Annotated in this window: 20 protein-coding genes; 9 read left to right on the forward strand and 11 right to left on the reverse strand. The window is 61.1% G+C overall.

The genetic code is table 11. The annotated features are described in order from the left end of the window. Positions 1–53 precede the first annotated feature (53 nt). A complete protein-coding gene (locus ACT01B_RS17850) occupies positions 54–2,357 on the reverse strand; it encodes a TonB-dependent receptor (RefSeq protein ID WP_445144550.1) in 2,304 nt (767 codons plus the stop codon). Positions 2,358–2,725: 368 nt separating this feature from the next. Between ACT01B_RS17850 and ACT01B_RS17855 the strand changes: the two genes are divergently transcribed. The 3 genes from ACT01B_RS17855 (at position 2,726) to ACT01B_RS17865 (ending at position 7,230) form a co-directional block, all read left to right on the forward strand. After that, positions 2,726–4,918: a TIR domain-containing protein gene (locus tag ACT01B_RS17855; protein ID WP_445144551.1), complete on the forward strand. Its 2,193-nt coding sequence runs from the start codon at positions 2,726–2,728 to the stop codon at positions 4,916–4,918. Positions 4,919–4,998: 80 nt separating this feature from the next. Beyond that, on the forward strand, positions 4,999–5,394 hold the full coding sequence (locus ACT01B_RS17860; RefSeq protein WP_445144552.1) for a hypothetical protein: 396 nt from the start codon (positions 4,999–5,001) through the stop codon (positions 5,392–5,394). Between the two features lie 174 nt (positions 5,395–5,568). Then, positions 5,569–7,230: a hypothetical protein gene (locus ACT01B_RS17865; protein ID WP_445144553.1), complete on the forward strand. Its 1,662-nt coding sequence runs from the start codon at positions 5,569–5,571 to the stop codon at positions 7,228–7,230. Here the strand turns inward: ACT01B_RS17865 and ACT01B_RS17870 are convergent. Both ACT01B_RS17870 and ACT01B_RS17875 read right to left on the reverse strand, forming a co-directional pair. Next, positions 7,190–8,212: a class I SAM-dependent methyltransferase gene (locus tag ACT01B_RS17870; protein ID WP_445144554.1), complete on the reverse strand. Its 1,023-nt coding sequence runs from the start codon at positions 8,210–8,212 to the stop codon at positions 7,190–7,192. The two genes, ACT01B_RS17865 and ACT01B_RS17870, sit on opposite strands and share 41 nt — an antisense overlap. A gap of 166 nt (positions 8,213–8,378) precedes the next feature. Beyond that, on the reverse strand, positions 8,379–9,356 hold the full coding sequence (locus ACT01B_RS17875; protein WP_445144555.1) for a transporter: 978 nt from the start codon (positions 9,354–9,356) through the stop codon (positions 8,379–8,381). Positions 9,357–9,485: 129 nt separating this feature from the next. Between ACT01B_RS17875 and pdxR the strand changes: the two genes are divergently transcribed. Further along, on the forward strand, positions 9,486–10,970 hold the full coding sequence (pdxR, locus tag ACT01B_RS17880) for a MocR-like pyridoxine biosynthesis transcription factor PdxR (RefSeq protein WP_445144556.1): 1,485 nt from the start codon (positions 9,486–9,488) through the stop codon (positions 10,968–10,970). Positions 10,971–11,023: 53 nt separating this feature from the next. Here pdxR and ACT01B_RS17885 read toward each other — a convergent pair whose 3' ends face one another. The 3 genes from ACT01B_RS17885 to ACT01B_RS17895 all read right to left on the reverse strand — a co-directional run bounded on the left by ACT01B_RS17885 (position 11,024) and on the right by ACT01B_RS17895 (position 14,344). Further along, on the reverse strand, positions 11,024–12,286 hold the full coding sequence (locus tag ACT01B_RS17885; protein ID WP_445144557.1) for an alpha/beta fold hydrolase: 1,263 nt from the start codon (positions 12,284–12,286) through the stop codon (positions 11,024–11,026). Next, entirely contained in the window at positions 12,279–13,370 is a 1,092-nt protein-coding gene (locus tag ACT01B_RS17890) for a redoxin domain-containing protein (protein ID WP_445144558.1), read from the reverse strand. The genes ACT01B_RS17885 and ACT01B_RS17890 overlap by 8 nt, the downstream gene beginning before the upstream one ends. A 242-nt stretch (positions 13,371–13,612) precedes the next feature. Further along, positions 13,613–14,344, reverse strand: a complete 732-nt coding sequence (locus tag ACT01B_RS17895; protein WP_445144559.1) for a hypothetical protein — start codon at positions 14,342–14,344, stop codon at positions 13,613–13,615. 154 nt (positions 14,345–14,498) lie between these two features. On the opposite strand from ACT01B_RS17895, the gene ACT01B_RS17900 reads away from it, so the two are divergent. The 3 genes from ACT01B_RS17900 to ACT01B_RS17910 all read left to right on the forward strand — a co-directional run bounded on the left by ACT01B_RS17900 (position 14,499) and on the right by ACT01B_RS17910 (position 17,109). Next, positions 14,499–15,062: a TetR/AcrR family transcriptional regulator gene (locus tag ACT01B_RS17900; protein ID WP_445144560.1), complete on the forward strand. Its 564-nt coding sequence runs from the start codon at positions 14,499–14,501 to the stop codon at positions 15,060–15,062. A 204-nt stretch (positions 15,063–15,266) separates the two neighbouring features. Next, entirely contained in the window at positions 15,267–16,310 is a 1,044-nt protein-coding gene (locus tag ACT01B_RS17905; protein ID WP_445144561.1) for a Dyp-type peroxidase, read from the forward strand. Beyond that, positions 16,303–17,109 (forward strand): family 1 encapsulin nanocompartment shell protein, encoded by an 807-nt coding sequence (locus tag ACT01B_RS17910; RefSeq protein WP_445144562.1) that lies wholly within the window; start codon positions 16,303–16,305, stop codon positions 17,107–17,109. Before ACT01B_RS17905 ends, ACT01B_RS17910 begins: the two co-directional genes overlap by 8 nt. A 48-nt stretch (positions 17,110–17,157) precedes the next feature. On the opposite strand, the gene ACT01B_RS17915 is transcribed toward ACT01B_RS17910, so the two are convergent. Beyond that, positions 17,158–17,493 (reverse strand): antibiotic biosynthesis monooxygenase, encoded by a 336-nt coding sequence (locus ACT01B_RS17915; RefSeq protein WP_445144563.1) that lies wholly within the window; start codon positions 17,491–17,493, stop codon positions 17,158–17,160. A 241-nt stretch (positions 17,494–17,734) separates the two neighbouring features. Here ACT01B_RS17915 and ACT01B_RS17920 point away from each other — a divergent pair, with 241 nt between their 5' ends. Then, on the forward strand, positions 17,735–19,258 hold the full coding sequence (locus tag ACT01B_RS17920) for a flavin-containing monooxygenase (protein WP_445144564.1): 1,524 nt from the start codon (positions 17,735–17,737) through the stop codon (positions 19,256–19,258). A gap of 148 nt (positions 19,259–19,406) precedes the next feature. Here the strand turns inward: ACT01B_RS17920 and ACT01B_RS17925 are convergent, their stop codons facing one another. Both ACT01B_RS17925 and ACT01B_RS17930 read right to left on the reverse strand, forming a co-directional pair. Next, the gene (locus tag ACT01B_RS17925; RefSeq protein WP_445144565.1) at positions 19,407–20,723 is read right to left on the reverse strand and encodes a Xaa-Pro dipeptidase; all 1,317 of its coding nucleotides are present in this window, start codon (positions 20,721–20,723) and stop codon (positions 19,407–19,409) included. 413 nt (positions 20,724–21,136) lie between these two features. Next, positions 21,137–21,613 (reverse strand): YqhA family protein, encoded by a 477-nt coding sequence (locus ACT01B_RS17930; protein ID WP_445144566.1) that lies wholly within the window; start codon positions 21,611–21,613, stop codon positions 21,137–21,139. Positions 21,614–21,809: 196 nt separating this feature from the next. Between ACT01B_RS17930 and ACT01B_RS17935 the strand changes: the two genes are divergently transcribed. Continuing rightward, complete coding sequence (locus ACT01B_RS17935) at positions 21,810–22,379, forward strand: DUF302 domain-containing protein (RefSeq protein ID WP_445144567.1); 570 nt, start codon at positions 21,810–21,812, stop codon at positions 22,377–22,379. Positions 22,380–22,439: 60 nt separating this feature from the next. Here the strand turns inward: ACT01B_RS17935 and ACT01B_RS17940 are convergent, their stop codons facing one another. Both ACT01B_RS17940 and ACT01B_RS17945 read right to left on the reverse strand, forming a co-directional pair. Continuing rightward, complete coding sequence (locus ACT01B_RS17940) at positions 22,440–23,612, reverse strand: hypothetical protein (protein WP_445144568.1); 1,173 nt, start codon at positions 23,610–23,612, stop codon at positions 22,440–22,442. 300 nt (positions 23,613–23,912) lie between these two features. Then, positions 23,913–25,097: an alpha/beta fold hydrolase gene (locus tag ACT01B_RS17945; RefSeq protein ID WP_445147524.1), complete on the reverse strand. Its 1,185-nt coding sequence runs from the start codon at positions 25,095–25,097 to the stop codon at positions 23,913–23,915. Positions 25,098–25,298: the final 201 nt, after the last annotated feature.

Consider the following 25,298-nt stretch of genomic DNA (forward strand, 5'->3'; position numbering starts at 1 on the left):
TTCAGGCCGCGCCTCCTCGCGGGAGGCACGGCAGATGCCTGCGACCAACCGTGTCAGAGGCTGAAATTCGCCGTGAGCATGGCGGCCCGGCCGGGCGCCACCGAGGCGTAGTGCGCGGCGTACGCCTTGTCGAAGTAGTACTTGTTGGTGAGGTTCTGCACGTTGAGCTGTAGCGTCAGATTCTTGCTGACCTGGTACGACGCCATGGCATCGAAGCGCGTATAGCTCGGTACCCATTTGAGATTGGCGGCGTCGCCGAACACCTTGTCCTGGTAGTAGGCCCCACCGCCCACGGCCCAACGCGAGGTGATCGCCACGCTGGTCCACAACGTGAAGCTGTTCTTCGGCGTATTGGGGAATTGGTTACCCTGGTTCGCAGCAGCGCCCGGCCCCGTCTTCACCAACTCGCTATCGAGATAGGTGTAGCCGCCGAACACGCTCCAGCGCTCAGTGATCTGACCGTTGAAGCCAAGCTCCAGCCCGTCGACGCGTTGCTCGCCGACATTGATCAGCGGGCTACCGCGCCCACCGGTTGCCACGCGCGCATTGGTTTTTTCGCTGCGGAACACGGCGGCGGTAAGCGACAGGCGCTGATCCAGCACATCCCACTTCGTGCCCAGCTCGATGTTGCGACTGTCCTCTGGTTTCAGATCGGCATTGGTCACCGCAATGCCATCGGCACCATCGCCCGCGTCGACACCCGGCGGATTGGACGATGTGCCATACGACAGGTAAACGCTGCCGTTCTGTGCCGGCTTGTAGACCACACCCAGCTGGTAGTTCCAGAAATTGGAGTCGTTGCTCAGTCGCGTGACCACGCCCGTGGTGGTCGTCGTCGCGGTGGACCGGGTACTGAAGCTGTCGAAGCGTACGCCGGCGTTGACCGACCATTGCGGATTGAACGTCACCGTATCGAAAGCCCAGGCCGCACGCGTATCGGTAACGATCCGCGTCGGGTTCTGGCCGCCAATGGTCGTGCCATTGAACGGATCGTTGGGGGTGGGATGCTGGGCGGATGTGCACCAGTAGCCGGAGGCCACGCCGATGCCGTACTTGCTGCTGCACGCGCCGTTGACGATGGCGCCCGTGTTGTGGGTGTCCGCCGCGTTTTTCGCCGGGTCCACCAGGTAGCTCGTGCGTTGCGTCTTCTCGCTGCTGAGCTCGATACCTGCGGCAAGGCTGTGCTTGAGCGAGCCGGTTTCGAACTCGCCGGTGAGATCGGTCTGGTTGGTGAGGTTGGTCGTACTGCTGTCGCGATTGTTGTTACGACGCCACACGCCACCATTCAGCAGGAAGTTGCCCTGGCTGTCATCCGGCTGTGTCCAGATGTAATCGTTGGTGGATCGCGCATATACCGTGGTGTTGCGCAGCAACCAGCCGTCGCCGAAGTTGTGCTTGACCAGGATCGAACCGATGTCATTGCTCTGCTTCTGGTAGTCGCGATCCAGCCAGCCGTAGTAGGTGCCGCGCGAAACGGCATACGGGCGGCCGTCACCGTTGAGCTTGGCGTACGGGCTCGTTGTGGCAAACGGGTTGTTATAGGGAATGCCGCTGTCTGGCGTGTCGTCACTTTGCAGGTGGTAGTAACCCAGCGTCACGCTGGTCGGCGCATGCAGCCCGAAGGTGACCGACGGCGCGATACCCCAGCGCCCCATCTCCGGCCCGTTGCGTCCCGGCACATCGTTGCTATGACCCATGACGTTGAGGCGTACGGCCGAGTCCGCACCCACCCGATGGTTCCAGTCCGCGGTGCCGCGATAGTAGTTATCCGTGCCGATGCCGGCCGTGCCGCGCAGGAAGTCCTCGGCTATCGGCTGCTTGGTGGTCAGGTTGACGCTGCCGCCCACACTGCCACGCCCGGTATAGGCGGAGCTGGGGCCTTTGATGACTTCGACCTGGTCGATGTCGAAGATCTCGCGGGTTTGCGAGCCCGAACTGCGGATGCCGTCGATGAAAACCGAGCTTTCCGAGTCGAAGCCGCGAATGATCGGCCGGTCGCCATTCGGGTTGCCGCCCTCGCCCGCACCAAAGGTGATGCCTGGTACCTGGCGCAACACGTCGAGCAGGGACGTCGCAGCGGTCTGCTGGATGATCGCCTGCGGAATCACCGTCACCGAACGCGGCGTGTCGAGCAGCGGCGCGGTGAACTTGGGCGACGGCGTGTTGACCACGGTGGAGCGTACCTTGATCCCATCCAGCTCCTGCGCCTTCTGCGGATCGGCCGCGCCCTCACGGACATCCGTGGCGTCGCCGGTAGCCGCGGAGGCCGCCGTGGAAGCCAAGGCCAGACCCAGGGCGCTGGCCACCAGCTTGATGGGAGGGTTTGCCGCAGAAGACACACATGCTTTGGGGGTCATGCTCGATCCTTCGCGCAGGCGCGCGCCGCCCACCTCGGGAAAACCGGGGGCTCTGGCACCGTCTGCTTAGTTGGGGGAATTAGTGCGCTGACCGTGGCGGGGCATGGCCCCTTGGCTAGGTGACGCAAGCGGCAAGATACGCTTATTGCGAATGATTCGCAATCTCTTTCGATGCAAGTCCGGAGGATTCCGGCGTCAACACCTCCTCCCTATCGTTAGAAATTGTGATTTCCGTCACATTTTCGGCGATACTCTGCCGCATCGCAGGGGTGTCGGTCGGTTCCCGATCGATAGCGCATCAATCCGATCCGATGGACGGCAATTTCCCGGCAGGGAATGCGTAACCTCGTACGAGGGTGCGGCTTGTCATGACTCAGGCCTCTGCGGAACCGGTTTTCCGGTATCGGGCATTTATCAGTTACAGCCACCAGGACAAGACCTGGGCCGACTGGCTGCACAAGGCCCTGGAGACCTATGCCATTCCGAAGCGCCTGGTCGGACAGACCACCAGCGCCGGCGTCACGCCCAAGCGCCTCGCACCCATCTTTCGCGACCGCGACGAGCTGGCCAGCGCCACCGACCTTGGCCGCAAGGTCAATGAAGCGCTGGGGCAATCCGCAAATCTCGTCGTTATATGCTCGCCTCGCTCCGCCACCTCACACTGGGTCAACGAGGAAGTGCTCGCCTACAAACGGCTGGGCCGAAGCGAGCGCATCTTCTGTTTGATCGTCGACGGCGAACCGAATGCCAGCGCCCTGCCCGGCCACGAGGCCGAGGAATGCTTCGCTCCGGCGCTGCGCTACCAGCTCGGTGCCGACGGCGAACTAACGGAACAACCCACAGAGCCCATCGCTGCCGATGCACGGCCTGGCAAGGACGGCAAGACCAACGCCAAACTAAAGCTGGTCGCCGGCATCCTGGATGTCGATTTCGATGCCTTGAAGCGGCGTGAGCTACAGCGGCGCACCCGGCGCATGACGGCACTGGCAACTCTGGCGCTGATCGTGTTTGCGGTGACGACAACCCTCGCGATCACTGCCGTCATCGCACGCAATGCCGCAGTGCGCCGCCAGAAGCAGGCCGAAGACTTGATCAGCTTCATGCTCGGTGACCTCAATGACAAGCTGGCGCAGGTGTCACGTCTGGACATCATGGAAGCCGTCGATGATCACGCGATGAGCTACTTCCAGTCGCTGCCGACCACCGATGTCACGAGCGAAGCGCTGGCGCAGCGCGCCAAAGCGTTGGAAAAAATTGGCAGCGTGCGCCTTGACCAAGGCCATCTGCCGGCGGCGATGGTCGCCTATCAGGCGGCATCGAACATCGCGGCTAAGCTCGCTGATGCCTCGCCCGAAGATACAACAAGGCAACTATCGAACGCAGAGATCTGGGCGTTCATCGGCATGGCGCACTGGCGCCAGGGACAACTGGATGCCGCACAGCAGGCTTTCGCTTCCGCGCAGAGCATTCTTCAACATGCCCGTTCGCGTGCGCCGAACGACACGCAACTACGATTTCAGCTGGAGACGATCGACAACAACGTCGGCCATGTGCTTGAGGCGCACGGCCGGCTAGACGAAGCCACTACACAGTATCGCGAGATGCTGGCGATCATGCAGAGGTTGGTGGTCGAGCAGCCCAATGACACCGAATGGGCCGCAGAGCTTGGCAAGGCACACAACAATCTCGGCAGGATGGCTTTGCTTAGCGGCGACCTTGCCACGGCCGTGACGCAATACGCCGACGACGACGCCATTGAGTCAGCACTGGCCACGCGGGACCCGAAGGACAACAACCAACGCGACAACATGTTGACCGTGCGAGCCATCCTCGGACGCACTGTGGCAATGACGGGCGACATAAAGACCGGTATGGACGATTTGCAACAGGCTGTCGATATCGCCACGGCACTGAAGGCCATCGACCCTAACAACACCGACTTTCAAGTGCATGTTGCGCTGTACGCCACACAGCTTGGCCGTCTGCGACGTCTTAATGGCGAGTTGCCCGCGGCAGGCACCCTCACTGAGGAGGCATTGGTGATTTTTATCGCATTGACCAAACAGGATCCGGACAACGCCAGTTGGAGGCGCGAATTCGCCGAGGCCCAACTCGAACAGGCCGAACATTCGCTTGCCGCCGGCCAGGCTGACAAAGCACTCTCGCAGGCTGAGTCTTCACTGCTCACACTTCGGCCACTTCTCGCGAAACAACCTGACGATCGCGCCACCTTGCTAGCCACAGTCGGCGCGAAGTTGTTGCTCGCACAAGTCAGCGCCAATGCGGAGGTCTCGCAACGCTTGCTTGACGAAGCCTTGAGAGAAACGCAGTCAGCAAAAAAAGGGAACGCCGACCCGCGACTTCTCGCTTTGAGGGTTGAAGTGCTACTAACGCTAGGCCGAAAGGCCGAAGCGCAGCCCGCCATTCAGCAACTTTGGAGCAGTGGATATCGCGATGCGGCACTGGTTGGAGTGCTGCAGCGCGAGCAGGTCGACTACCCAATCAACACGGCGTTCCAGCAGAAGCTGCTGGCGGCAAGCAGTGCAGGCACTCGCCGGTAACGGCTGGTTTAGCGAACGGGGGAATGGCGGTAAGGAAGAGTGCGATACCAGCTCGATCCTCTCATTCATAGGAGTACATCATGCCCAATAATCTCAAAGTGACCCTCGACAAAACCACGACTCCCTGGAGTCTCGATATCGATCAGCATGGAAATGCTAACCACGTGGGCCAAGGCTCCAGTGCACAAACGATTACATGGCAACTTTCCGGCAGCGCCGCCTCGGGATCGTTCGATTCGCAAATCGCTAACCAGCCAGGATTTGCCTGGATCCAGACACCTCCCGCTGGCATCTTCGGCAGCCCAACGCTTAGTAATAACGCCAACGAAATCACGATGAGCGACCTCAATAACAGCCCTAGCACTGGGGGGGAGTGGATCTACCAGCTGAGTGCCACAATCAACAATGTCGTCTATCAATCAAACGCGACCTCAATTACAGGGACCACAACGAACCCGTCAATTAAAAACAACTAGCAGACGATGGTAAGCGGAGGCTGCGCTAAGAACGCAGCCTCTTCCCTTCCGACCGAAGCAGAGTTTGCAGGTCAGCATGCCTTGAGGGACATCTTGCCAAATGAAACGCTCTTTCTCATGCTAAGACCCCCGGCAACCCCACAAGCTCGCACCATCGCACCGCTGGTCATTGGCGTGACTAGCCATCGCAACATCTCTGCGAGTGAGATCTTGCCGATCCAGCAACTCGTGCGCGACTTTTTATCCAAGCTCCAACATGACTATCCGGAACTTCCACTCGTAGTGCTGTCGGCGCTGGCCGAGGGTGGCGATCAGTTGGTCGCGCACGAAGCGCTCGCCTGTGGTGCTCGCCTGATCGCGCCCCTGCCCTTGCCTAGGGAGCTGTACGTCCAGGACTTTGTGGATCCCGCCGTGCACATCAGCTTCGACGCCCTATGCGATCAGGCCGAGGTGGTGCAGCTACCGTTGCGCAAGGGCGAGACGAGGAAGGCGATCGAGTCGCGTGGCGTGGAGCGCGATCGTCAGTACGCGAAAGCCGGCGTTTATATCGCCAGTCATTGTCATATCCTGCTGGCGATCTGGGACGGCAAGGATTCGGGCCGACTCGGCGGTACCGCACAGATCGTCAAATACCACCTGACCGGCACCATGCCCGGCCTGATCGACCGGCATCGCGATGCGCGCCATATCCTTGGCCGCGGGGACGAGCGGCTGATCTACCACATCGTCTGCTCTCGCGATGATATCGATGGCGAAGTGGCCGAGGGCTTGCTGCCGCTGCAGACGCTATGGCGCAGTGCCGAAAGCACATCCACGGATGCCGACATGCCGGCGGAGTTCGGTCTGATGTTTACGCGTATGTCGGAGTTCAATGTCGATTGCGAGACGTACGCGGAGGAGATTGCAGAAACCGCGACAGGTGTGCCATCGGCGAATTCGTTTCCCGTTGCGTCGATTGATGAACTCTTCCGCGCTTCCGACTGGCTGGCTCTGCACTTTCAGAAGCGGGTGATGCTGGCCATGCGCGCCACTTACACCATCGCCGCCTCGATGGGCATTGCCTTCACGTTCTACGCCCATCTTTCGGAACAGAACAATCTCATCTATTTATTCGTGCTCCTGTTTGCGACCGGTGGTGTCGTGGCGTTTCTCGCCCATCACCATGGCTGGCACCGCAAGTACCTTGACGACCGCGCGCTGGCGGAAGGATTGCGTATCCAGTGGTATTGGCGTCGCGCAGGTGTCACGACCTCGATCGATCACGAATTCGCCCACGGCAATTTTCTGCAGCGGCAAAACATCGAGCTGGGCTGGATTCGCAACGTGATGCGCGCCGCCAGCCTACGGCCACCTCCCCGGCCCACGCTCGAAGACCTGACCGTGGTCATCGACGAATGGGTGGGCAACTCCGGAAAATCGGGACAGCTCGATTACTTCGAACGCAAGATCATCGAGCGCACATCGCTCAACCGTGTCACCGAGACGATCGGTGCGATCAGCCTATGGTCGGGCATCATGATCAGCGTGTTCCTGGCCCTGTTTGCCCTGAAACTGTCCGAATCAACCAAGACGCCCTTGGTGATGACGATGGCTGTACTGTCTATTGTCGCTGCCGTTCGTGAGGCCTATGCGTACCGCAAGGCAGATCGGGAACTGATCCGCCAATACCGTTTCATGCAGCATATTTTCGCCGGGGCGCGCGCAGAACTCGATCGAACCCATGACCCGGTCGAGCAGCGAGACATTCTCATATCGCTGGGTGATGCCGCGCTCAGCGAGCATGCGGAGTGGGCGCTTATGCATCGTGAGCGTCACGTTGAGCACAGCAAGTTCTGACAGGTGCGATGCGCGAGGCGAACGAGCCATTCCCGGGGCACGGCCTGAGCAGACGCATGCCCGCCGCTTCGGCGACAGCCGGAAGCGCCTCAAGGCGGCGCAGCCGACCATCCAATGCTTTCACGATCTTGCAGATTCGCTGGGCCACGGCGCGACCGGCAGCAAAGCGATGGAACAGGCTTGGAACGGCCGCCTGCCCAGCCGATACCGCGCTCATCGGCTTGCGAAACTTGTAGATAAACCGATCCGTCTTGCCATGCATGGATTTATCAAACGCGGGCAGCGAGTGATCGTCTCCGGCCTGACGCAAGGCGTCGCTCTCGCCCACGTATTCAAAGCCTGCAGCCGTTACCTCGGCCTTTACCACGGCCGGATCGATGCGATGCAGATCGTCGGTCTTGGATGCGCCACTCCCGGGGGCAGCGGCGTGGTCAAGCACGATATATACACCGCCGGGCTTCAGCGCATCGAAGATGGCCTTGTTGAGGCGAGCCATGTCCGGCGTTCCCATGAAGGGATCATGCAGGTCGTGGTAGTTCTGCGAGGTCCACACCATGTCGACATGTTGCGGTAGCGACAGCACGGCTATGGGCTGCACAAGTACGCTCACGTTTTCGTAGCCGGGCGTGCTGGCGATGCCTTTCAGGCTCTGCAGGCCTTTGGGCGCTGCCTTGTCCATTTCCGTTGGCTGCAAGGCATACACAACTCCCTTGGACCCGACGATCTTGCTGAAGACCCGCGTGTAGTAGCCCGCCCCAGGCATCAGGTCCACCACCTTGTCGCCTGGCTTGATGCCCGCGAACGCCAGCACCTCGGCCGGCTTGCGACCGGCATCCAGCGACGTGTCGCCCGCGGGACGCGCCGGGTCGGCAATCGCGGCGGCGATATAGGGCGGCGGGCCCGCTTGCGCATTCACCCGCCCGCCGGCCCAGCAGGCAAGCGCAAAGAGCACAAAAACAGCAAACAACGGTTGGCGCTTCATGGGGATACCTCCTCCGATTCAAAGCCGCCGTCGAAAAGTCCTGTTGGCTAACCACCACTCCCTGCTTGACGAGTGCGTGGCGTCCTTTCCGATCCAGCCTCCATGGGATGAAACTCAGTGTTGTCGCCTCGCTCAGATTCGTCGCAAGAAGCGCGAGGCGGTGATCTCAGTTGACGTAGTTGATTGCGATCGCCGGCGTCACCGTACGCTCGGTGTTGTGGCCGCCGGCGATCACGCGGACGCCCAGCAGAACGCCGAGATTCGACGTCCAGCTGTATTCGACCGCGGGCGCATAGCCAAAGGATTCGCTCGCTCCGGCATTCGCATAAACGCGCGACGGATTGGGCAACCCGGACGACGTGCTCAAGAAATCGACACCGTTCATGGTGTTGTTGCGACTTCGGCTATAGATCGCATCCAGCGCGAGTACCCAACGCTGGGTCAGGCTGTATTCCACCGACGTATCGACGAAGGTGGAGTTTCCCGGCTCAACCGTGCCGCGAAAGTTCGGACCGGTGCCGTACACACTGACGCCGTTGACATCCACATGGCTGGAAAACGTCTCCGACACATTGAGCCGCAGGCGCAAGAGGCGTCGATTCGGCAGCCTGAAATACGTCTGCGCGTTGATACCCAGGTCCGTCGCGTAGGCACCGCTACCGATGCCGTTGCTCGGACGATTGCCCAACTGGTCGTATTTGCCGGTAGGGAACGATTGCTGCAGTTGGATGGCGATGGTCGGTATCCAACTTCCCTCATGGAACTTGGTCAGCCGGTACTGTGCCTGCACGGTGAAATCGCCGACCAGCACGCCCGAACTGTTGGGACCATGGTCGACCTGGTTGTAGCCAAAGATCGGGATGATGCCGACCGTCAGCCGATCCACCAGCCCATAGTTCATATACGTGCGCGAGCCATAGCTGTTCGAGTGCTCAGCCATGATGTTGTAGAGATACGGCTCGATCAGCACATGCCCTTGTGGCAAGGTCTCAGCCGAATTCGCCAGCATCGGTCCGGTCCACCAGGCATCGTCTTGCACGATGGCGGCGGGGCCCACTGCTTGGGCGTACGCGGGGGTCAGCTGGAAAGAGCAGCTGAAGGCGAGCAGCAGAAAGTGGCATCCGATACGGCGAAGCGGGTTCATGGCCTGCCCTGCAACATGGCTTTCCCCCGGCACTTGCCGGGGCGTATGGGTAGAAACTAGGCTATCAAGTGGTTGTGTGAAATAGCCACTTTAAGTGGAAGTGATATAGCCACTTCACGCGGAGCGGATATGCAACGTCTATCGGCCAGCTTTCTCCCCCCGGTGGCGCTCAACGCAGCGGGCGGCGCCCCGATGTATCAGCAACTGTCCGAGTGGTTCCGGCGCGCGATCATCGACGGCCAGCTTCGACCCGGCCAGCGCGTGCCATCAACCCGGGCCCTCGCCAGTGAGCTGCAGGTATCTCGCATCCCCGTGCTGAGCGCCTACGAGCAGTTGCTGGCGGAAGGCTACCTGGAAACCTTTCCCGGGGCCGGTACCTGTGTCGCACGATCGATTCCCGACGACGCTGCACAACCCGCCGGCGCAAAATCCCGCAAGGCGGCCTCGCCACAACACCCCAAGAAAGGTGCCACGCGTCGCGTGTCCCGTCGCGCGGTACAGATGCGCGCGCCCGAGCAAACGTGGCTGAGCAATATGGGCGCGTTTCGCGTCGGCTTGCCGGCGCTCGATCACTTCCCCAGCGAAGCCTGGTCGCGACTGGTCAACCGCCATTCCCGGCACATGCCGCTCGAGGCCATGGCCTACGGCGACCCGATGGGACTGCTGCCCCTCCGCAAGGCTATCGCCGAATACCTCAGCACCGTGCGCGCAGTGCAATGCGACTCTTCGCAGATCCTGGTCACGACGGGTTCGCAACACAGTCTGCAGATCTGCTCCCACGTGCTGCTGGACTCCGGCGATGCTGTCTGGGTGGAGGAACCCGGTTACCCAGGCGCGCACCAGGCGCTGGCGTCGGCAGGCGCGCAACTCGTTCCCGTACCCGTCGACGACGAAGGCATCCGCGTCGCCGAAGGCATGCGCCTCGAGCCCCTTGCGCGCGCTGCCTACATCACGCCGTCACACCAGTTTCCGCTGGGCACCACCATGAGCGCCACCCGACGCATGCAACTGCTGGGCTGGGCGGCACAGAACGATGCGTGGATCATTGAAGACGACTACGACAGCGAGTACCGCTTCGGCGGACGACCCACCATGTCGTTGCAAGGCCTGGATACCGATGCCCGGGTGATCTATCTGGGAACCTTCAGCAAGGTCATGTTTCCCGCGCTGCGCCTGGGCTACATGGTCGTGCCCAAGGACCTCGTAGCGGCGTTCCATGCTGGCCGCGACGCCATGGATACGTTCTCATCCACGCTCCATCAGCTGGCCATGACCGACTTCATCCGGGAAGGACATTTCGCACGACACATCCGCCGCATGCGGATGCTCTACGCCCAACGGCGAACCGCCGTGCTCGAAGCCATCCATCAGCATCTGGGCGACAAACTCGAGGTAATTGGGGCCGAAGCAGGCATGCAACTCGCCGCCCTGCTCCCGCCCGATATCAGCGACGTTGACGTTTCGCGCAAGGCGGCCCAACTAGGCGTCTCGGTCAGACCGCTATCCCTGTGCTATCTCAAGCCACCTGCAAGAGGTGGCTTGATCCTCGGTTACGGTGGCGCCACCGCGGAGGAAATCCACGATGGCATCCGCAAGCTCAAGCTGTGTCTCTGACGCCGCGAGTCGTCGTCATGTCGTACTGACCACGGACGCTGGCCCAGCGCAGATCACATGTGGTTGACGTCGATGATGGCCTTGGCGAACGCCTCGGGAGCCTCTTGCGGCAGGTTGTGCCCGATGCCGCCTTCGATCAGCCGGTGCGCGTACTTCCCGGAGAACTTCTTCGCATAAGCGCTGCTGTCCGGGTGCGGCGCACCATTGGCATCGCCTTCCAGCGTGATGGTAGGCACGCTGATGAGCGGGCCTTCGGCCAGCTTCTTTTCGTAATCGTCGTACTTGGCTTCACCCTCGGCCAGCCCGAGACGCCAGCGATAATTGTGGATGACAACGGCCACGTGATCGGCGTTTTCGAAGGCGGCGGCCGAGCGATCGAAAGTGGCATCGTCGAAGTTCCACTTTGGCGAGGCGAGCTGCCAGATGAGCTTCGCGAAGTCGTGCCGATTCTTGTCGTAGCCGTCACGGCCGCGCTCGGTGGCGAAGTAGAACTGGTACCACCATTGCAGCTCGGCTTTAGGCGGCAATGGCGCCTTCCCCGATGCCTGGCTGCCGATCAGATAACCGCTAACGGACACCATCGCCTTGCAACGCGCCGGCCAGAGTGCAGCGATGATATTTGCCGTACGCGCGCCCCAATCGAATCCGCCGATGGTCGCCTTCTCGATCTTGAGCGCATCCATCAGCGTGATGATATCCATGGCTAGCGCCGACGGCTGGCCATTGCGGACCGTGTCACCCGAAATAAAGCGGGTTGACCCGTAGCCGCGCAAAAAGGGAACGATCACTCGGTAACCTGCGGCAACCAGCAGCGGAACGACATCGACATAGCTGTAAATATCGTAGGGCCAGCCATGCAGCAGAAGCACGGGGGGACCATCGGCGGGCCCGGCCTCGGCATAAGCGACATTCAGGAGACCGGCGTTGATCTGCTTGATCGAGGCAAACGACGTATGGGCACCCGGCTTGATGGCGGCCGGGCTCTTGGAACCCGCCGCGGCTTGTTGGGCGTCTGCGAACGTCGCCACGCCTAGCGGGAAGGCGGCGAGCGTCGCCGCGGCTGCGCCGAGAACCCGGCGACGCTGAGGATCCACCTCTTCAGACGGGGTGATCTTGCTCATGTTGAACCTCCTTGGGGGTGAGAGCGTTGGGGCGACGCCGATGGTGCCGCATCTTGATCGGGAATGCAGAGTCGTCTGGCCTGCCGCAGCGAACCCTTTGAGAGCGACTTCACGATCGATTCCCAGGGCGTGGCCTCTGGAAAGATCCTCGTCTTGAATCTCGGCGCCGCTCCGCGCCTCGGGCTCATCAGCCAAATGTAAACACAAAGGCCTCGGCGCCCGGGTCGAGAAACTCGATCTCGAACTTCCGATCCGTGATGGGCTCCGGTTGCCGAATGAGTTGATACAAGCGCTGTCCGGAAACAGTGCCGTTGCCCTGCTCGTCCACGTCGATGCCGTGCGCAGCGCCCGGTGGCTTTCCATCGATGAGCACGCGAAATCGTACGGGCCTTCCATTTTCACTTGGCCCCATGACCAAATGAAGATCGCGTGCATGAAAGCGATACGCGATGCGTCCGCCGACCTTGTTCAGGACGGCCGAGTGCTTCCCTATCGTCCAATCGCCGACCAGGGCCCAATGATTGAGGCTCAACGCGTCGGGCGCAGCATAGACACTGCGGCTATTGAAGAGATGGCCTCCCTTGGACGCAAAGTTCTCCGCGCGCTCGGAACCGACATAGGTTTCCGGTGACTTCAAGTTGGCCAGGTCCGGAGCGGCTTCAATACCTTTGCCATCCCCCGAGACCAGCGCTTGATCGACGTTGTGCGCGCCGGCTTCAGTCAGCAATTGCTGAATGACTCGTTCCGTCTGCTCGTACTCGCCTTCGCCAAACACATGGTGTCGAATGCGGCCATGGGCGTCCACGATATAGATCGCAGGCCAATATTCATTGTTGAAGGCGAGCCAGACCCCATGATCGCTGTCGATGGCGGTGGCAATCGGAGCACCGACCCTGAGGTCCTTGACCGCCTGACGAACGTTGTCGAGATTCTTCTCGAAGGCGAACTCGGGCGAGTGCACGCCGATCACCACCAAGCCTTGATCCTTGTATTTCCTTGCCCACGCGCGCAGATACGGAAGCTGACGTATCGAGTTGATGCAGGAATAGGTCCAGAAGTCGACGAGCACGACTTTTCCGCGCAGATCGGCTGGCGTCAGTGGCTGCGCGTCGAGCCAACCGATCGCCCCCTTGAGTGACGGCATGTCGCCTTCGATAGGCAAATCCATCGCCTGGGGTGCGGATGAGAGGGGCATGCCACTTGCCTCGGCGTAGGCGCCGAACGGTGTCCCCATGATGCAGGCGCATAAGCAAGCCAGCAGGAACTTGCTTGCTTTCATGATGAATGCCCTCCACAGGGTGGTTTGCGTGGCGAGGCGGTCGCGTATCCCGCCGTTCGCTCAGACAGAAGCACGATCTTCGCACGCTGGACGTCGTGGTTCAGTCTATTTGGCGAAGATGTGGCCGCACCTGCTGGGTCTTAGCTAGCTGCGCCGGAAGGGCATCAGCACCTCATCGCACTACCTACCAGGTCGGCCGTCGAATCCTGACGTGTTCCGCTGCCCCCATGCGATCCAGCGACCTAATTCACGGCGTCGATGTGGTTCGCGCCACCCATTCCGAGCTGTTGCTGATGGGCCGCAGCCGAAGTTCGTAGCATGACCACCCCGAGACAAATCATCCACACCGACTGCGCGGCAAACAGCCACTGCATCCAGTGAAGATGAAGGACGAGCCGTCCCGTCAGGAGCGCGATGAGGCTGGCAATGCCCAGCACGAGGCCGAAAACACCGACACAACGCGCACCGCCCCGAAGGCCAAGCAGATCCACGGACAGGCACGCAAAACCTACCGACATAGCCGATTCACCGGCCACGATCAGCACCTGATTGAGTGACATTGAGTAACGAATCAGCTGGTCCATGATGTGCAGATCGGGATCGCCATCGTGGGGAAACGTGGCGACTCGCGCGACCATGAATCCGTCGATGAGCGCGGCCCCAATCACGCCCACCGCACCCAGCACCAGCATCACGGCCGCCGCCCGCGGCAGCGCATGCAACAGGTCACGCGATACCAGCCAGGTAAGCAGGGCATAAAGCAGGGCGCATTGCATGGCGATGAGTGTGCCGTGCACGATGCCTGCGAACGCTGCGATGGCACCGAGCTGGCTCGCGGCCTCATGCGCGTCGTGCGCTGCTATGGTCGGATGGTGGGCCAGCACCAGCAGTGACAGGAGCGGCACGACAACCAGCAGCCATCCGGCCAGACGAAGGCCCTTGATGGAATCGACTTGGTGCAGTGTGACGGACATGACTCGTATCTCCCGCGTTGGACTGCAGCGACCTTAAGGTCTTGGCGGGCGCCTTTGTCGGACGAAATCGCCCTACTGTCCGTTTGCCAAGCCCGCTCCATCGAACGCATGATGACCTCGGACCCCGTAGGGAAGGACGATCAGGAGGAGCGTGGTGGACCAGCGAATCGACCGTAGCCGCACGGCGCTCAAGCAGGCCCTGTTCAAGCTGCTGCTTACCCGCACCTACCGAAGCATCACGGTCGAGGACATCGTGCTATGTGCCGGCGTGGCCCGATCGACGTTCTATGTCCATTACAAGGACAAGGATGCCCTGCTTAGCGGCACGGTGTCCGGCCAGACCGCGGTGCTGGGTCAGCTGGCATCGGAGGGGGCGCAAGGCTCCATGGTCGTCAAAACGCTCGATCACTTCGTATGGGCCGGACCGGCCGCGAGCACCCTGCTCACGCCAGACATCAGCCCCATTATCTCTGCAGCGATTGCAGCCCATATCGAACACCACTTGCGTGCGCGCGGCTTACATCGACCGGGGCGCCTGCTCGTTTCATCCACGATGCTCAGCGCGATGCTTGCAGATGCGATCCTGGCAGGCATTCGCATCTGGCTGGCATTGCCAAGGCGCATGAGCTCGGAAGACTTGGCGTCTGCACTGACACGTCAGGCGTCCGCCATGATCAAGGCGTCCATGGCGGGGACGCCTGTGACGGCGGACGCGTAGGAGGCCGCGCGCCCGGCGATGCCCTGCCCCTCGCATAGGATGCAGGGAGGGTCTGGACATGGTCATGCAGGCGAATGTGGTACACCCCTGCTGCGCAAGCGTGATCACGTTCGCGATGGGATTGATGGTTGGTCCACCCGAGCGTTACACGACACGACAAACTTGCTTCAAAACCCCAATCGAAAGGAGTGGATTGTGCCTTTAATGGTTTCGCAACCGGTTGCCGAAAAGCTGACGCGCTCGGCCATCTTTCTGGTGGTGACACTGAAGCCGGATCCTTGCGCCGGCCAAGCGGTGCGAATGCTTTGCGGCGATCTGGCAGCGCTTTTGCGTGCCATTGGCTTTCGCTATCCGGATGGGCGCCTGTCCTGCGTCATGGGATTTGGCTCGGATAGTTGGGACCGGATATTTGGCAATCCCAGGCCCGCCAACCTGCATCCGTTTCAGGAGATCCGCGGGGAGCACCACGCCGTCTCCACGCCGGGCGATCTACTCTTCCATATCCGTGCCACGCAGATGGACCTGTGCTTTGAGTTGGCGACCCAGATCATGTCCCGACTAGGCGACAGCGTTGCCACCGCTGACGAAGTGCATGGCTTCAAGTACTTCGACGCGCGAGACCTGCTGGGTTTTGTCGACGGCACCGAGAACCCCGTGGACCAGGACGCCCTGGACGCCACCATCATCGGCGATGAGGACCCCGCCTTTGCCGGCGGCAGTTACGTCATCGTGCAAAAGTACCTGCACGACTTAAAGGCATGGAACGCGGTGCCTGTCGAACAGCAAGAACGCATTGTCGGCCGCAAGAAGCTATCGGACATCGAACTGGACGATGCCGCCAAGCCAAGCTACGCCCACAACGTGCTCACCAGCATCGAAGAGGACGGCGAGGAATTGGAGATCGTGCGCGACAACATGCCCTTCGGCGACGTCGGCAAGGGCGAGTTCGGCACCTACTTCATCGGCTATGCGCGGTCCCCGGCCCGCATCGAGCAGATGCTTACGAACATGTTCGTCGGCAAGCCGCCCGGCAACTACGACCGCCTGCTCGACTTCAGCACGGCGGTGACGGGCACCCTGTTCTTCGTGCCGTCCGCCACGTTCCTCGCCAATGTGCCGGTGGATGACGTTTCCTCGCCGCCACCAGCGCGCGATGGCGAAGCGCTAGACGCCGCGCCAGCCCATCCACAGTCTTCCGACGGTTCGCTCGGTATTGGTTCGCTCAAAGGAGAGCCAGCACATGAATAATCTGCATCGGGCGCTTGCGCCCATTTCGGGAAAGGCGTGGGAGCAGATCGAGCAGGAAGCGGCGCGAACGCTGAAGCGCTATCTGGCGGGACGGCGGGTCGTCGATGTCCTGGGACCCCAAGGACCAGAGTACTCGGCCGTAGGCACCGGACACCTGGAGGTGATCCAGCCGCCGGATGCCGGCATCGAGGCTTGGTTGCGTGAAGTGAAGCCCCTGGTGCAGCTGCGCGTTCCGTTTGAGCTTTCGCGTCGCGCCATGGATTCGGTCGAGCGTGGGGCCAACGATCCGGACCTGCAGCCGCTCAAGGATGCTGCGCGAAAGATCGCTTTTGCTGAAGATCGGGCGATCTTCGAAGGCTACGAAATCGGCCACATCCGCGGTATTCGCAATGGATGCAGCAATCCGGCCATAGCCCTGCCGAAGGATGTCGCGGGTTACCCCGCCGCGGTCGCGCAAGCGGTAAACCAGCTGCGCGACATGGGCGTCAATGGCCCTTACACGCTCTTGTTGGGCGAAGGCCCTTATACCGCGGTCAGCGCGGCCACCCAGGAAGGCTATCCGATTGCACGGGACATACGAAACCTGGTGGACGGCGAAATCATCTGGGCGCCGGCCATCGGCGGTGGCGTGGTGCTCAGCACGCGTGGCGGTGATTTCGAGCTGCATCTTGGCCAGGACATCTCCATTGGCTATCTAAGCCATACCGAGACTTCCATTCACTTGTACCTGCAGGAGACCTTCACCTTCCTGCAACTGACCGCGGAAGCCGCGGTCGTGTTGTCACCCAAGGGCAAGTGAGGCCACATCGAAATCGTGGTCCAGCAAGCCCCAGGTCGTCGGGCTGCCTTAGCAGCCCTCTTGTCGTAGCGGAGCCAGGAAGTCAGATACGGGCTCGAGGATCAACTCCGGCAACGTCTCGGCGATGGCTTCTCGCAGTTGTCGCCAGGCTTCCGGGTCGACCGACGGGCGTGCAAGACCTTCAGCTTTCGCGATCGCGGATGGCCATTGCGTATAGCTGTACCAAATATCGTCAGGGCCACGGTGCAAGCGCGAGCCCAACGATCCCCGTTCCGTTAAAAGCAGCTCGGTCACTCGCGACCAAGCGCGGACGAACGAGTCTTCAGACCCGGGATGCAGGCGCCAACGGTAGATAGCGCAGAAAGCTGGACTCGCATCGCCCATATCTCACCCCAGCAGCAGTGGCAGTTCCGCGATTCTCAGGCCTTCACCTTCGCGACGCCAGGCCTTTGATGGCGCCTGTAGGGCAAGTCCGTTTCGGATCGCTAGCCGACCTTCCCCGCTTGCCGGGTAGCTTTTCCCCATCGCAACGCCGCCCGCCCGCTCCCTTGGCGAGAGCCCGTATACCGGAAACCGAGGTACGCTATCCAGGTCGCGACATCCGTAGCATGGGAGGGCACGCGACATGAGTAGCGATCAGCTCAACAACACTCACTACGATGTCCTGATCATCGGCGCGGGACTCTCGGGCATAGGCATGGCCTGCCATCTGGCCATCGCTTGCCCGAGCAAGCAGGTAGGCCTGCTTGAGCGACGCCATGCCATCGGTGGTACGTGGGATCTGTTTCGCTATCCGGGCGTCCGCTCCGACTCCGACATGTTCAGTTTCGGCTATCAGTTTCGGCCATGGAACGAGCTGAAGGTGCTTGCCGACGGTCCATCGATTCGAGCGTACGTGGAGGAGACAGCACGTGCCTATGGGGTTGACCGGCGCATTCATTTCGGCATCGAGGTGACGCGCGCTTCCTGGTCGAGCGAACAGAAGCATTGGACTGTCATCGCGGTGAATGCGAACAACGAGCAGGCGTGCAGTTTCACCTGCGATTTCCTGATCACCTGCACCGGGTACTTTGACCACGCAAAGGGCTACCTACCCGACTACCCCGGCATCCACCGCTACCAGGGCCAGTTTCTCCACCCGCAAGGTTGGCCTGAGGGCCTGGAGTATCGCGGCAAGCGCGTCATCGTCATTGGCAGCGGCGCGACGGCGGTGACGATCGTTCCCGCAATGGCCGGAGAAACCGCGCATATCACCCTGCTGCAGCGATCACCCAGCTACATTTTCTCGCTTCCCGCCCATGACAGCATCTCCGCTGGTCTACGACACATGCTTCCCGAGCGGCTCGTCTACGCGATGGCGCGCAGGCGGAATATCTATCTGCAACGCCTCATCTACAGGGCAGCGAAGCGTTGGCCCGCGCAAGTGCGGGCTTGGCTTCTGTCGGGTGTGCGCAAGCGCGTGGGCCCCCATGTAGACCTGGACAACTTCTCGCCGAAGTATGATCCATGGGACCAGCGCCTGTGTGCCGTGCCCGATGGCGATCTTTTCGAGGTGCTTCGACAAGGTAAAGCGTCCATCGTGACGGACACCATCGACACCTTCACCGAATCGGGCATTCGGCTCAGCTCGGGCAAGACACTCGAGGCCGACATCATCATCACGGCGACCGGCTTTCTGTTGCAGGCGCTGGGCGGAGCGACGCTGGATGTCGATGGCGAAGCGCGCGCGGTAGGCAACCTGATGACCTACAAGGGCGTCCTGCTGCAGGATACGCCGAACCTGGCCGTGATCCTTGGCTATACCAACGCCTCCTGGACCCTGAAAGTAGACCTTGCCGCAAGCTACGTCTGCCGCCTGCTCAACCACATGGACGAGCATGGCTTTGCTACCGTCACCCCGCGCGCACCCGCCAACGAGATGCAAAGCGAAACCATCCTGGACTCGCTGACGTCAGGATACGTGCGCCGCGGTGGGGCATCGATGCCACGCCAGGGTCGCGAGTTGCCGTGGCGGGTGATGCATAACTACGAGATGGATCGCCGGATCCTGCTCAAGCTACCCATCGACGACCATGCCGTGGAGTTTGGCGCGCAGAGCGACACCCGCGCACGCCTGAAGGCGACCTGTGACCTGCCTGGCCTTGGGTGAAGGGTCTGCGAGAACCGTTGGGGAACGAGTGCTTGCAACGTCTTGCATCGGACCTTGTGTCCGGCGAGCGCGCCAAACATCGTGAAAATCGCTGCGCGCGCCGAAGCGGTTCGGCGCGCGCAGCGACGATGATCGTGCGCGTTTTGCCTTAGCGCTTGAGCTCGTTCTTTTCCACGGCGCCGCCCTTCATCACGAAGCCGACATGTTCGAGTTGCGCGATGTCCTTGATGGGATCGCCGCCGACGGCGACGAGGTCGGCATAATGGCCGACTGCCACGGCACCTACCTTATCCTTCATGCCAAGCAGGTCCGCGGCGTTGACCGTGGCGGCCTGGATGGACTGCATCGGCGTCATGCCCCACTTGGTCATGGTGGCGAACTGCTTGCCGTTCCAGCCGTGCGGATAGACGCCGGCATCGGTGCCGAAGGCAAGCTTCTCGCCCGCACCCACTGCGCGCTGGAAGTTCTCGCGCTGGGTACGACCCACCAACCTCTCCTTGTCGATGGTGCTCGCCGGGAAACCTTTTTTTGAGTACTCGCTCAGGATGTAGTCGTCGTTGTAAACGTCAAAATCGAGATAGGTGCCGTGCTGCTTGGCCAGCTTCAGGCCTTCGTCGTCGATCATGCTGCTGTGCTCGACGGAGTCCACGCCAGCGCGGATGGCCATCTTGATCGCTTCCGCGCCGTGGGCGTGCGCCGCCACTTTCTTGCCCCAGCGATGCGCCTCGTCGACGATCGCATTCATTTCTTCCTGAGAATATTGCGGCGCGCCCACCGATGTCTCCGCACTGAGCACGCCCGCACTGGCCATGAACTTGATGACATCGGCGCCGTTCTTGACGTTCTCGCGGATGCGATGGCGGATGGCGTCCACACCATCGGCGACGCCGTCGACACTATGGAACTCGATCCACGGCGAGAAGCCGGTGGTGTCGTCGGCATGGCCGCCGGTAGCGCCCAACGGTGGACCGGAGACCAGCATGCGCGGGCCGGGGATGTCGCCGCGATTGATCGCGTTGCGCAAGGCGACATCGACATAGTCGCTGGCGCCGAGATTGCGCACGGTGGTGAAGCCCGCGTCCAAGGTGCGCTTGGCATAGATCGGCGAAAGGATGGCGGAATCGATTGCGCTGCGCTTGAGGATGGACTCGTAATAGTCGCCCTTGATCTCTCCCGGGTCACCGGTCAGGTGCACGTGGCAATCGATCAGGCCGGGCAACAGCGTGGCGCCGCCAAGGTCGATCACGTTGGCCCCGGCCGGCATCTGGCCGTCGTAGCGCACCTCGGTGATGCGCTCGCCCTCGATGACCACCAGCGGATTGTCGCGCACCGTGCCGCTTTGCACGTCCACCAGGTGGGCGGCGCGGACGACGACCCGAGCGGGGGCAGGCGCATCATCGGCCTGGGCAACACCCTCGGTTCCAAGGATCAGGGTGATGGCGGCGAAAAGTGGTAGCAGGCGCATGAGACAACATCTCCGTGGGCAATAGGCAAGGTAGCTGTACGGGCGGACAGCCGGACGATGCGCGTTGCGCCACGGTCATGCGATATCCCCCACCGCCACCTTACCGTGGATGCCCGGCCAATGCCCCCCGTCTTTGGTCATGATTGCCCCCGGCAGGTCGATGGACCCAGGGAAAGCCCCCCTGCCGCCAGATACCGGCGAGTCTGGCTAGCCCTACCTCTCGGCCCGGCTATCCATCGCCAAAGAAAACAGGGCGCTCCATGGGTTGAGCGGCAGTCCCCAAGGTGGGCACGTCAGGCAGAACGGAATCAGCGACCGTGGAGCACATCCGTAAATCAAGGCGGAACTAGGCACGTGGCAGGATATCGCGCGCAAGCCGCCCAGCAACGTATCGCCGGGAAATCAACGCGGACTCATTGTCGCCTGACGTTATTCTTCATGAGAAAGAACGTAAGCGCGGCCACTACAAAGGCGAGCGCAACGCCAAATGTAGCGATATCGCCATTGCCATCCCAGGCCACGACTTCGCGAAGGAACAACACGGCCAGCACGGCGATAACCACGCTGACCAAGTTTCCTTTCAAGTCCTCAAGGTTATTTACCTCCAGCCATTTCGGCAGTGGCAATTTGTCGTCAACGAACAGCGAATAGAGGCCGATGCTGATGATGTAGATGGCGATGGCAATCAGAAAAACGTCCACCGCCTCAACGATACTCACGGCGAATATTTTTACCGACTTGGCCGAGACCGTGCCGTTCCGTGCGGTATCGACGATGCTTGCAAACAACACGAGCGCCTCATAAAAGATCAAGGCCACAAAGCCAAGAAACGTCCCCACGATGGGAACGAGCATGATGTAACGGCTTGAGGCCAGGATACGGCGCAGCATCGATGCAACCTCTTTCAGGTGACTACGACTAGGCAAGCTGACGAAAGGACACTTTGGCTTCGTCCGGACCGCTCGATGCCACTTCTTCAGTGCCAAGCCAATGTCCTCGCTTAAGCCGTGAAGTGCCCGTGAAGACGAGCGAACTTGCCCATATCCCCATGCGCCCGGGATGTTAGTTTAGGGCTGCACTTGAACCGTGGTTCTTGGCACGAGCCGCATCCTTGCCTCCTTTGCCGACGAACGGCAGCTGCGTGGCGGCTGCTCCCCCGACGCGATCACACACCCGTGTGACAGTGGCAGGATGGCTCTTCCTAAGAAGGTGTTTTGTTGGTCACTCGCGCTGTCACTGGCCACTGGAGGCCTGACCATGTCGACCGTCCAAGCCGATCAAGGCATTGTTCGTATTCGATCCCAACATAACGTGCCGCAAACGATGGAGAAGATCGAGCAACTTCTCAACGCACACGACGTGATGATTTTTGCGCGCATCGATTTCAGTGGAGACGCCGCGCGAGCAGGCCTCGAACTGCGCCCGGAACAGATGCTGATTTTCGGCAATCCAAAGGCGGGAACGCCGCTGATGCAAAGCATCCCCACCGTGGCGCTGGATCTTCCCCTAAAGGCATTGGTCTGGGAGGACGATCAGGGTGCCACCTGGATCGGCTACAGCACGCCTGACTACATCGTGCAGCGTCACGGGTTGCCGGTATCCATGCGCAACCATCTGTCAGGGGCCGTCGGCCTGCTCGAACAGGCCGCACTTTGAAGCGCCGACCGCAACGCCATCGGGCCGTCCCATAAGGAGGCGCCCTGAAATCCTAGTCCCTCAGTGCTTCCGCGATTTCGCCCGCTCCGCTACCTGTTGGCAACTGGCGTAATAGTTCTTGAGTTCAGACCTGACCGGGTCGAGTTCGAAGGTGAAGCCATATCGGACGGCGCCATTCTTGTCGCTGACCCAGGCGCCCATGGAGGTCGCCGTCACCAGGCGCGCCAGCCCTCCCATGGGAAACGGGCGATTGATCACCAGCGATTGATTGCCGTCATCCACGCTAGCCCGTTGTTCCGGCAACATCTCCAGGTCGTCGACCTGAAAGTATGCCCCAGCACCACGCGCGGCCAGCTGTCTTGCACGATCGAGACCTACCTTGAAGTAGGAAGTGAGGGAGAGTCCGTCCGGCCCGCACTGGAACGTGATTTTATGCTCGCCATCACGGGCGACTTGGCTGAGCTCCAGATACGTGCCCCCTGCCGACGGCAGATATTTGGAGGTGGGCGGCAGACGTCCGTTATTGGCAAGTCCCGAGGAAAGCATGTGCTCGGGCGCCAGCCAAACGACCTTATCGCTCGACGCCGCCGATGCTCGCGTCAATACTTCCTGGTCAATGCCCATCTCCTTCAAATACGAAGTGACCTCAACGGGTACCTGCGATGTTCCCGCATCACCCGCCTTGGGAATTGACGCGTTGAACGAGTTCAGGCCGATGCGGTCGTTACCCGTGACCGCCCATCGGTAGAGCCCGCCAAAGTACGCATAAGTGCAAGCGCCCACGCACAAGGAGTCCCTGGGCGTCGCTCCGTAACCCGACTTCTTTTTCGGCGCACCCAGATGCGTCACCATCGATTGGGACCGAAATAGCCGTCCCAACGCCAGACCGGCATTCAAATCACCGCCCGGTGAATTCAAATAGATATCGGAGCCTGGCGGAATCTTCCTCGACCTCATCAACCCCTCAAAACGACGGGGCGCATCGGCGTCGATCGCGCCGAAGAGATACACCTGGGGAACGCGGGTAAGCGCAAGCGTCATCCGATCATCGTTGACCTGGATCGAAAGTGGTTCGGCGCTCTGCGCTTGCGCAACACCCGAAGATGTGCGCACAGCAGTGCTCTGACCCTGGGCTGCATATGTCGGACCCATGCAGGCTACCAGCAGTAAGACACCGGACCAACGCCTGCCTGCAAGACGAAAAGGACTTTTATTGGTGAAACTGTGCTGCACCTGCTATTCCCGTAGTTAAGCCCTTTAAGTGTGCTTTGTTTCGGGAGAACAGCAAGTGAACTCTTCGTCATCATCGATGAGACCGATCCTGCGTTCTGGATCGCACCGGTATCAGGAACCTTCAGGAACCTGCAGAGTGCGTCCGGTCGCAAGCCGGCCAGCGATGTCCCATCGCAAGTAAACCTCTCGCCGGCAGCACATGAACGCTTCAGGAGTCTGTCTAGGCGTGTCGATTCGACGCTGCCGGCGAGCGCGCGCATAGTGTGTGCGCTGCCTGCAGCTTGAATTGGCAACGCCGGCCTACCGGTCGCGCATGACTTCCACTGGCGCCGCATCTCCCGCCTTCTGCGCCAAGGGCAAGGCATCGGTCACCAGGTGCAGCAGGAATCGGCCGGGCTGTTCCTGCATCATCATGTGCGCCGAGTCAGCGAACGAGACCAAGCGCTTCGACGGCGCCTGGATACGCTCGAACCATTGTTCCGCCAGTTCGTGCGGCGTGGTGTAGTCGTGCTGCCCCACGAACACGATGACCGGGCACTCGAAATGCGTCGTGTGGTCGAAGTCGACGGCGAACAGCGATGGCAGAAGGTGGTCCAACGAGAACAGGCTACCCTTGCCGATGGCGTCGAGATCCTGTTGGCTGTAGTCGGGCGAGAGCTTCTCCACATCATCTTCGAACTGGTAATCCTTGCGGCCATAGGCGAGCCCGCCGTAGTACATCTCCCATTTGCTGCGCATGCCGATGCTGTCGAGCGTCAGCTTCGTGCCAGGGTACGGTGCGATGGATTGCAGCTCGCGCACGGCCTTCTCATTGCCCTGTGCCTTCGCCTGTTGCAAGGCGAAGGCGTAACCGAGTTCTTCATTGCGGCGCCCGTTCACCACCTGTCCTACCGAGATATAGGCGTAGAACCAGTCCGGGTGCTGCTGCGCCAGATGCACGCCCAACACAGAGCCCCAGGAGTGCCCAAGCAGGAAGATCTTTTCCTTGCCGAAGCGCTGACGCAGGTACTGGACCACCTCCGTGGCATCGTTGACCTGGCCTTGCACGCTCATGCCTGGCGCCATCGCCTCTTCGCTATTGGCCCGATAGGTCTTGCCGGCGCCTCGCTGATCCCACTGCACCACCGTGAAGTAGTCCTCCCAGGGCGTCTGGAACGTGTACGCCTCCGGCATGGCCGGAGAGGCCGGGCCGCCGTGCAGGAACAGCAGGATCGGATTGCGCCGATCCTTGCCTCGAATCGACAGCCATTGATCGATGCCACCAATGCGCACCTTGATCATTTCGTCGACGCCTTGAGGCGAAACGATCTTGCGATTGCTCTCAAGTATCCGCGTAACCTCGTCGCGCGACATCATGGACGACTTGCCCTGGGCGGGCGCCGCCGCCGTACTTGCCACGTCGGCAGGTGCCGCCACAGGCGAGGCTTCAACCGCCGCGATGCCCATGGCCCAGGTCAGCGCGAAGAGCAGGGAGGTGCGGAACATAGCCAAGGTAACTCTCCAGGTTCGGATTTTCGTCAACCCACTTGATGTCACCGAGTCTCGGTGACGGCAGGGAATGGCCGGGCGTGTCCATTCCGGAACACGGCACCGTTAGCCCATCTCACAGCAAGCCGCGTGCCAGCGACTCTTTAGCGGCCGAACCGAATCATTTCAAGCGCTTGCCGTTGCGCGACCGTTTCGCAC

This window comes from Dyella sp. Tek66A03 (assembly GCF_052567735.1).

Bases quoted from the DNA above. Each gene is read 5' to 3' on its own strand.
- ACT01B_RS17850 (WP_445144550.1), bottom strand. From the start codon at position 2,357: ATGACCCCCAAAGCATGTGTGTCTTCTGCGGCAAACCCTCCCATCAAG.
- ACT01B_RS17855 (WP_445144551.1), top strand. From the start codon at position 2,726: ATGACTCAGGCCTCTGCGGAACCGGTTTTCCGGTATCGGGCATTTATC.
- ACT01B_RS17860 (WP_445144552.1), top strand. From the start codon at position 4,999: ATGCCCAATAATCTCAAAGTGACCCTCGACAAAACCACGACTCCCTGG.
- ACT01B_RS17870 (WP_445144554.1), bottom strand. From the start codon at position 8,212: ATGAAGCGCCAACCGTTGTTTGCTGTTTTTGTGCTCTTTGCGCTTGCC.
- ACT01B_RS17875 (WP_445144555.1), bottom strand. From the start codon at position 9,356: ATGAACCCGCTTCGCCGTATCGGATGCCACTTTCTGCTGCTCGCCTTC.
- pdxR (WP_445144556.1), top strand. From the start codon at position 9,486: ATGCAACGTCTATCGGCCAGCTTTCTCCCCCCGGTGGCGCTCAACGCA.
- ACT01B_RS17890 (WP_445144558.1), bottom strand. From the start codon at position 13,370: ATGAAAGCAAGCAAGTTCCTGCTGGCTTGCTTATGCGCCTGCATCATG.
- ACT01B_RS17895 (WP_445144559.1), bottom strand. From the start codon at position 14,344: ATGTCCGTCACACTGCACCAAGTCGATTCCATCAAGGGCCTTCGTCTG.
- ACT01B_RS17905 (WP_445144561.1), top strand. From the start codon at position 15,267: ATGGTTTCGCAACCGGTTGCCGAAAAGCTGACGCGCTCGGCCATCTTT.
- ACT01B_RS17910 (WP_445144562.1), top strand. From the start codon at position 16,303: ATGAATAATCTGCATCGGGCGCTTGCGCCCATTTCGGGAAAGGCGTGG.
- ACT01B_RS17915 (WP_445144563.1), bottom strand. From the start codon at position 17,493: ATGGGCGATGCGAGTCCAGCTTTCTGCGCTATCTACCGTTGGCGCCTG.
- ACT01B_RS17920 (WP_445144564.1), top strand. From the start codon at position 17,735: ATGAGTAGCGATCAGCTCAACAACACTCACTACGATGTCCTGATCATC.
- ACT01B_RS17925 (WP_445144565.1), bottom strand. From the start codon at position 20,723: ATGCGCCTGCTACCACTTTTCGCCGCCATCACCCTGATCCTTGGAACC.
- ACT01B_RS17930 (WP_445144566.1), bottom strand. From the start codon at position 21,613: ATGCTGCGCCGTATCCTGGCCTCAAGCCGTTACATCATGCTCGTTCCC.
- ACT01B_RS17945 (WP_445147524.1), bottom strand. From the start codon at position 25,097: ATGTTCCGCACCTCCCTGCTCTTCGCGCTGACCTGGGCCATGGGCATC.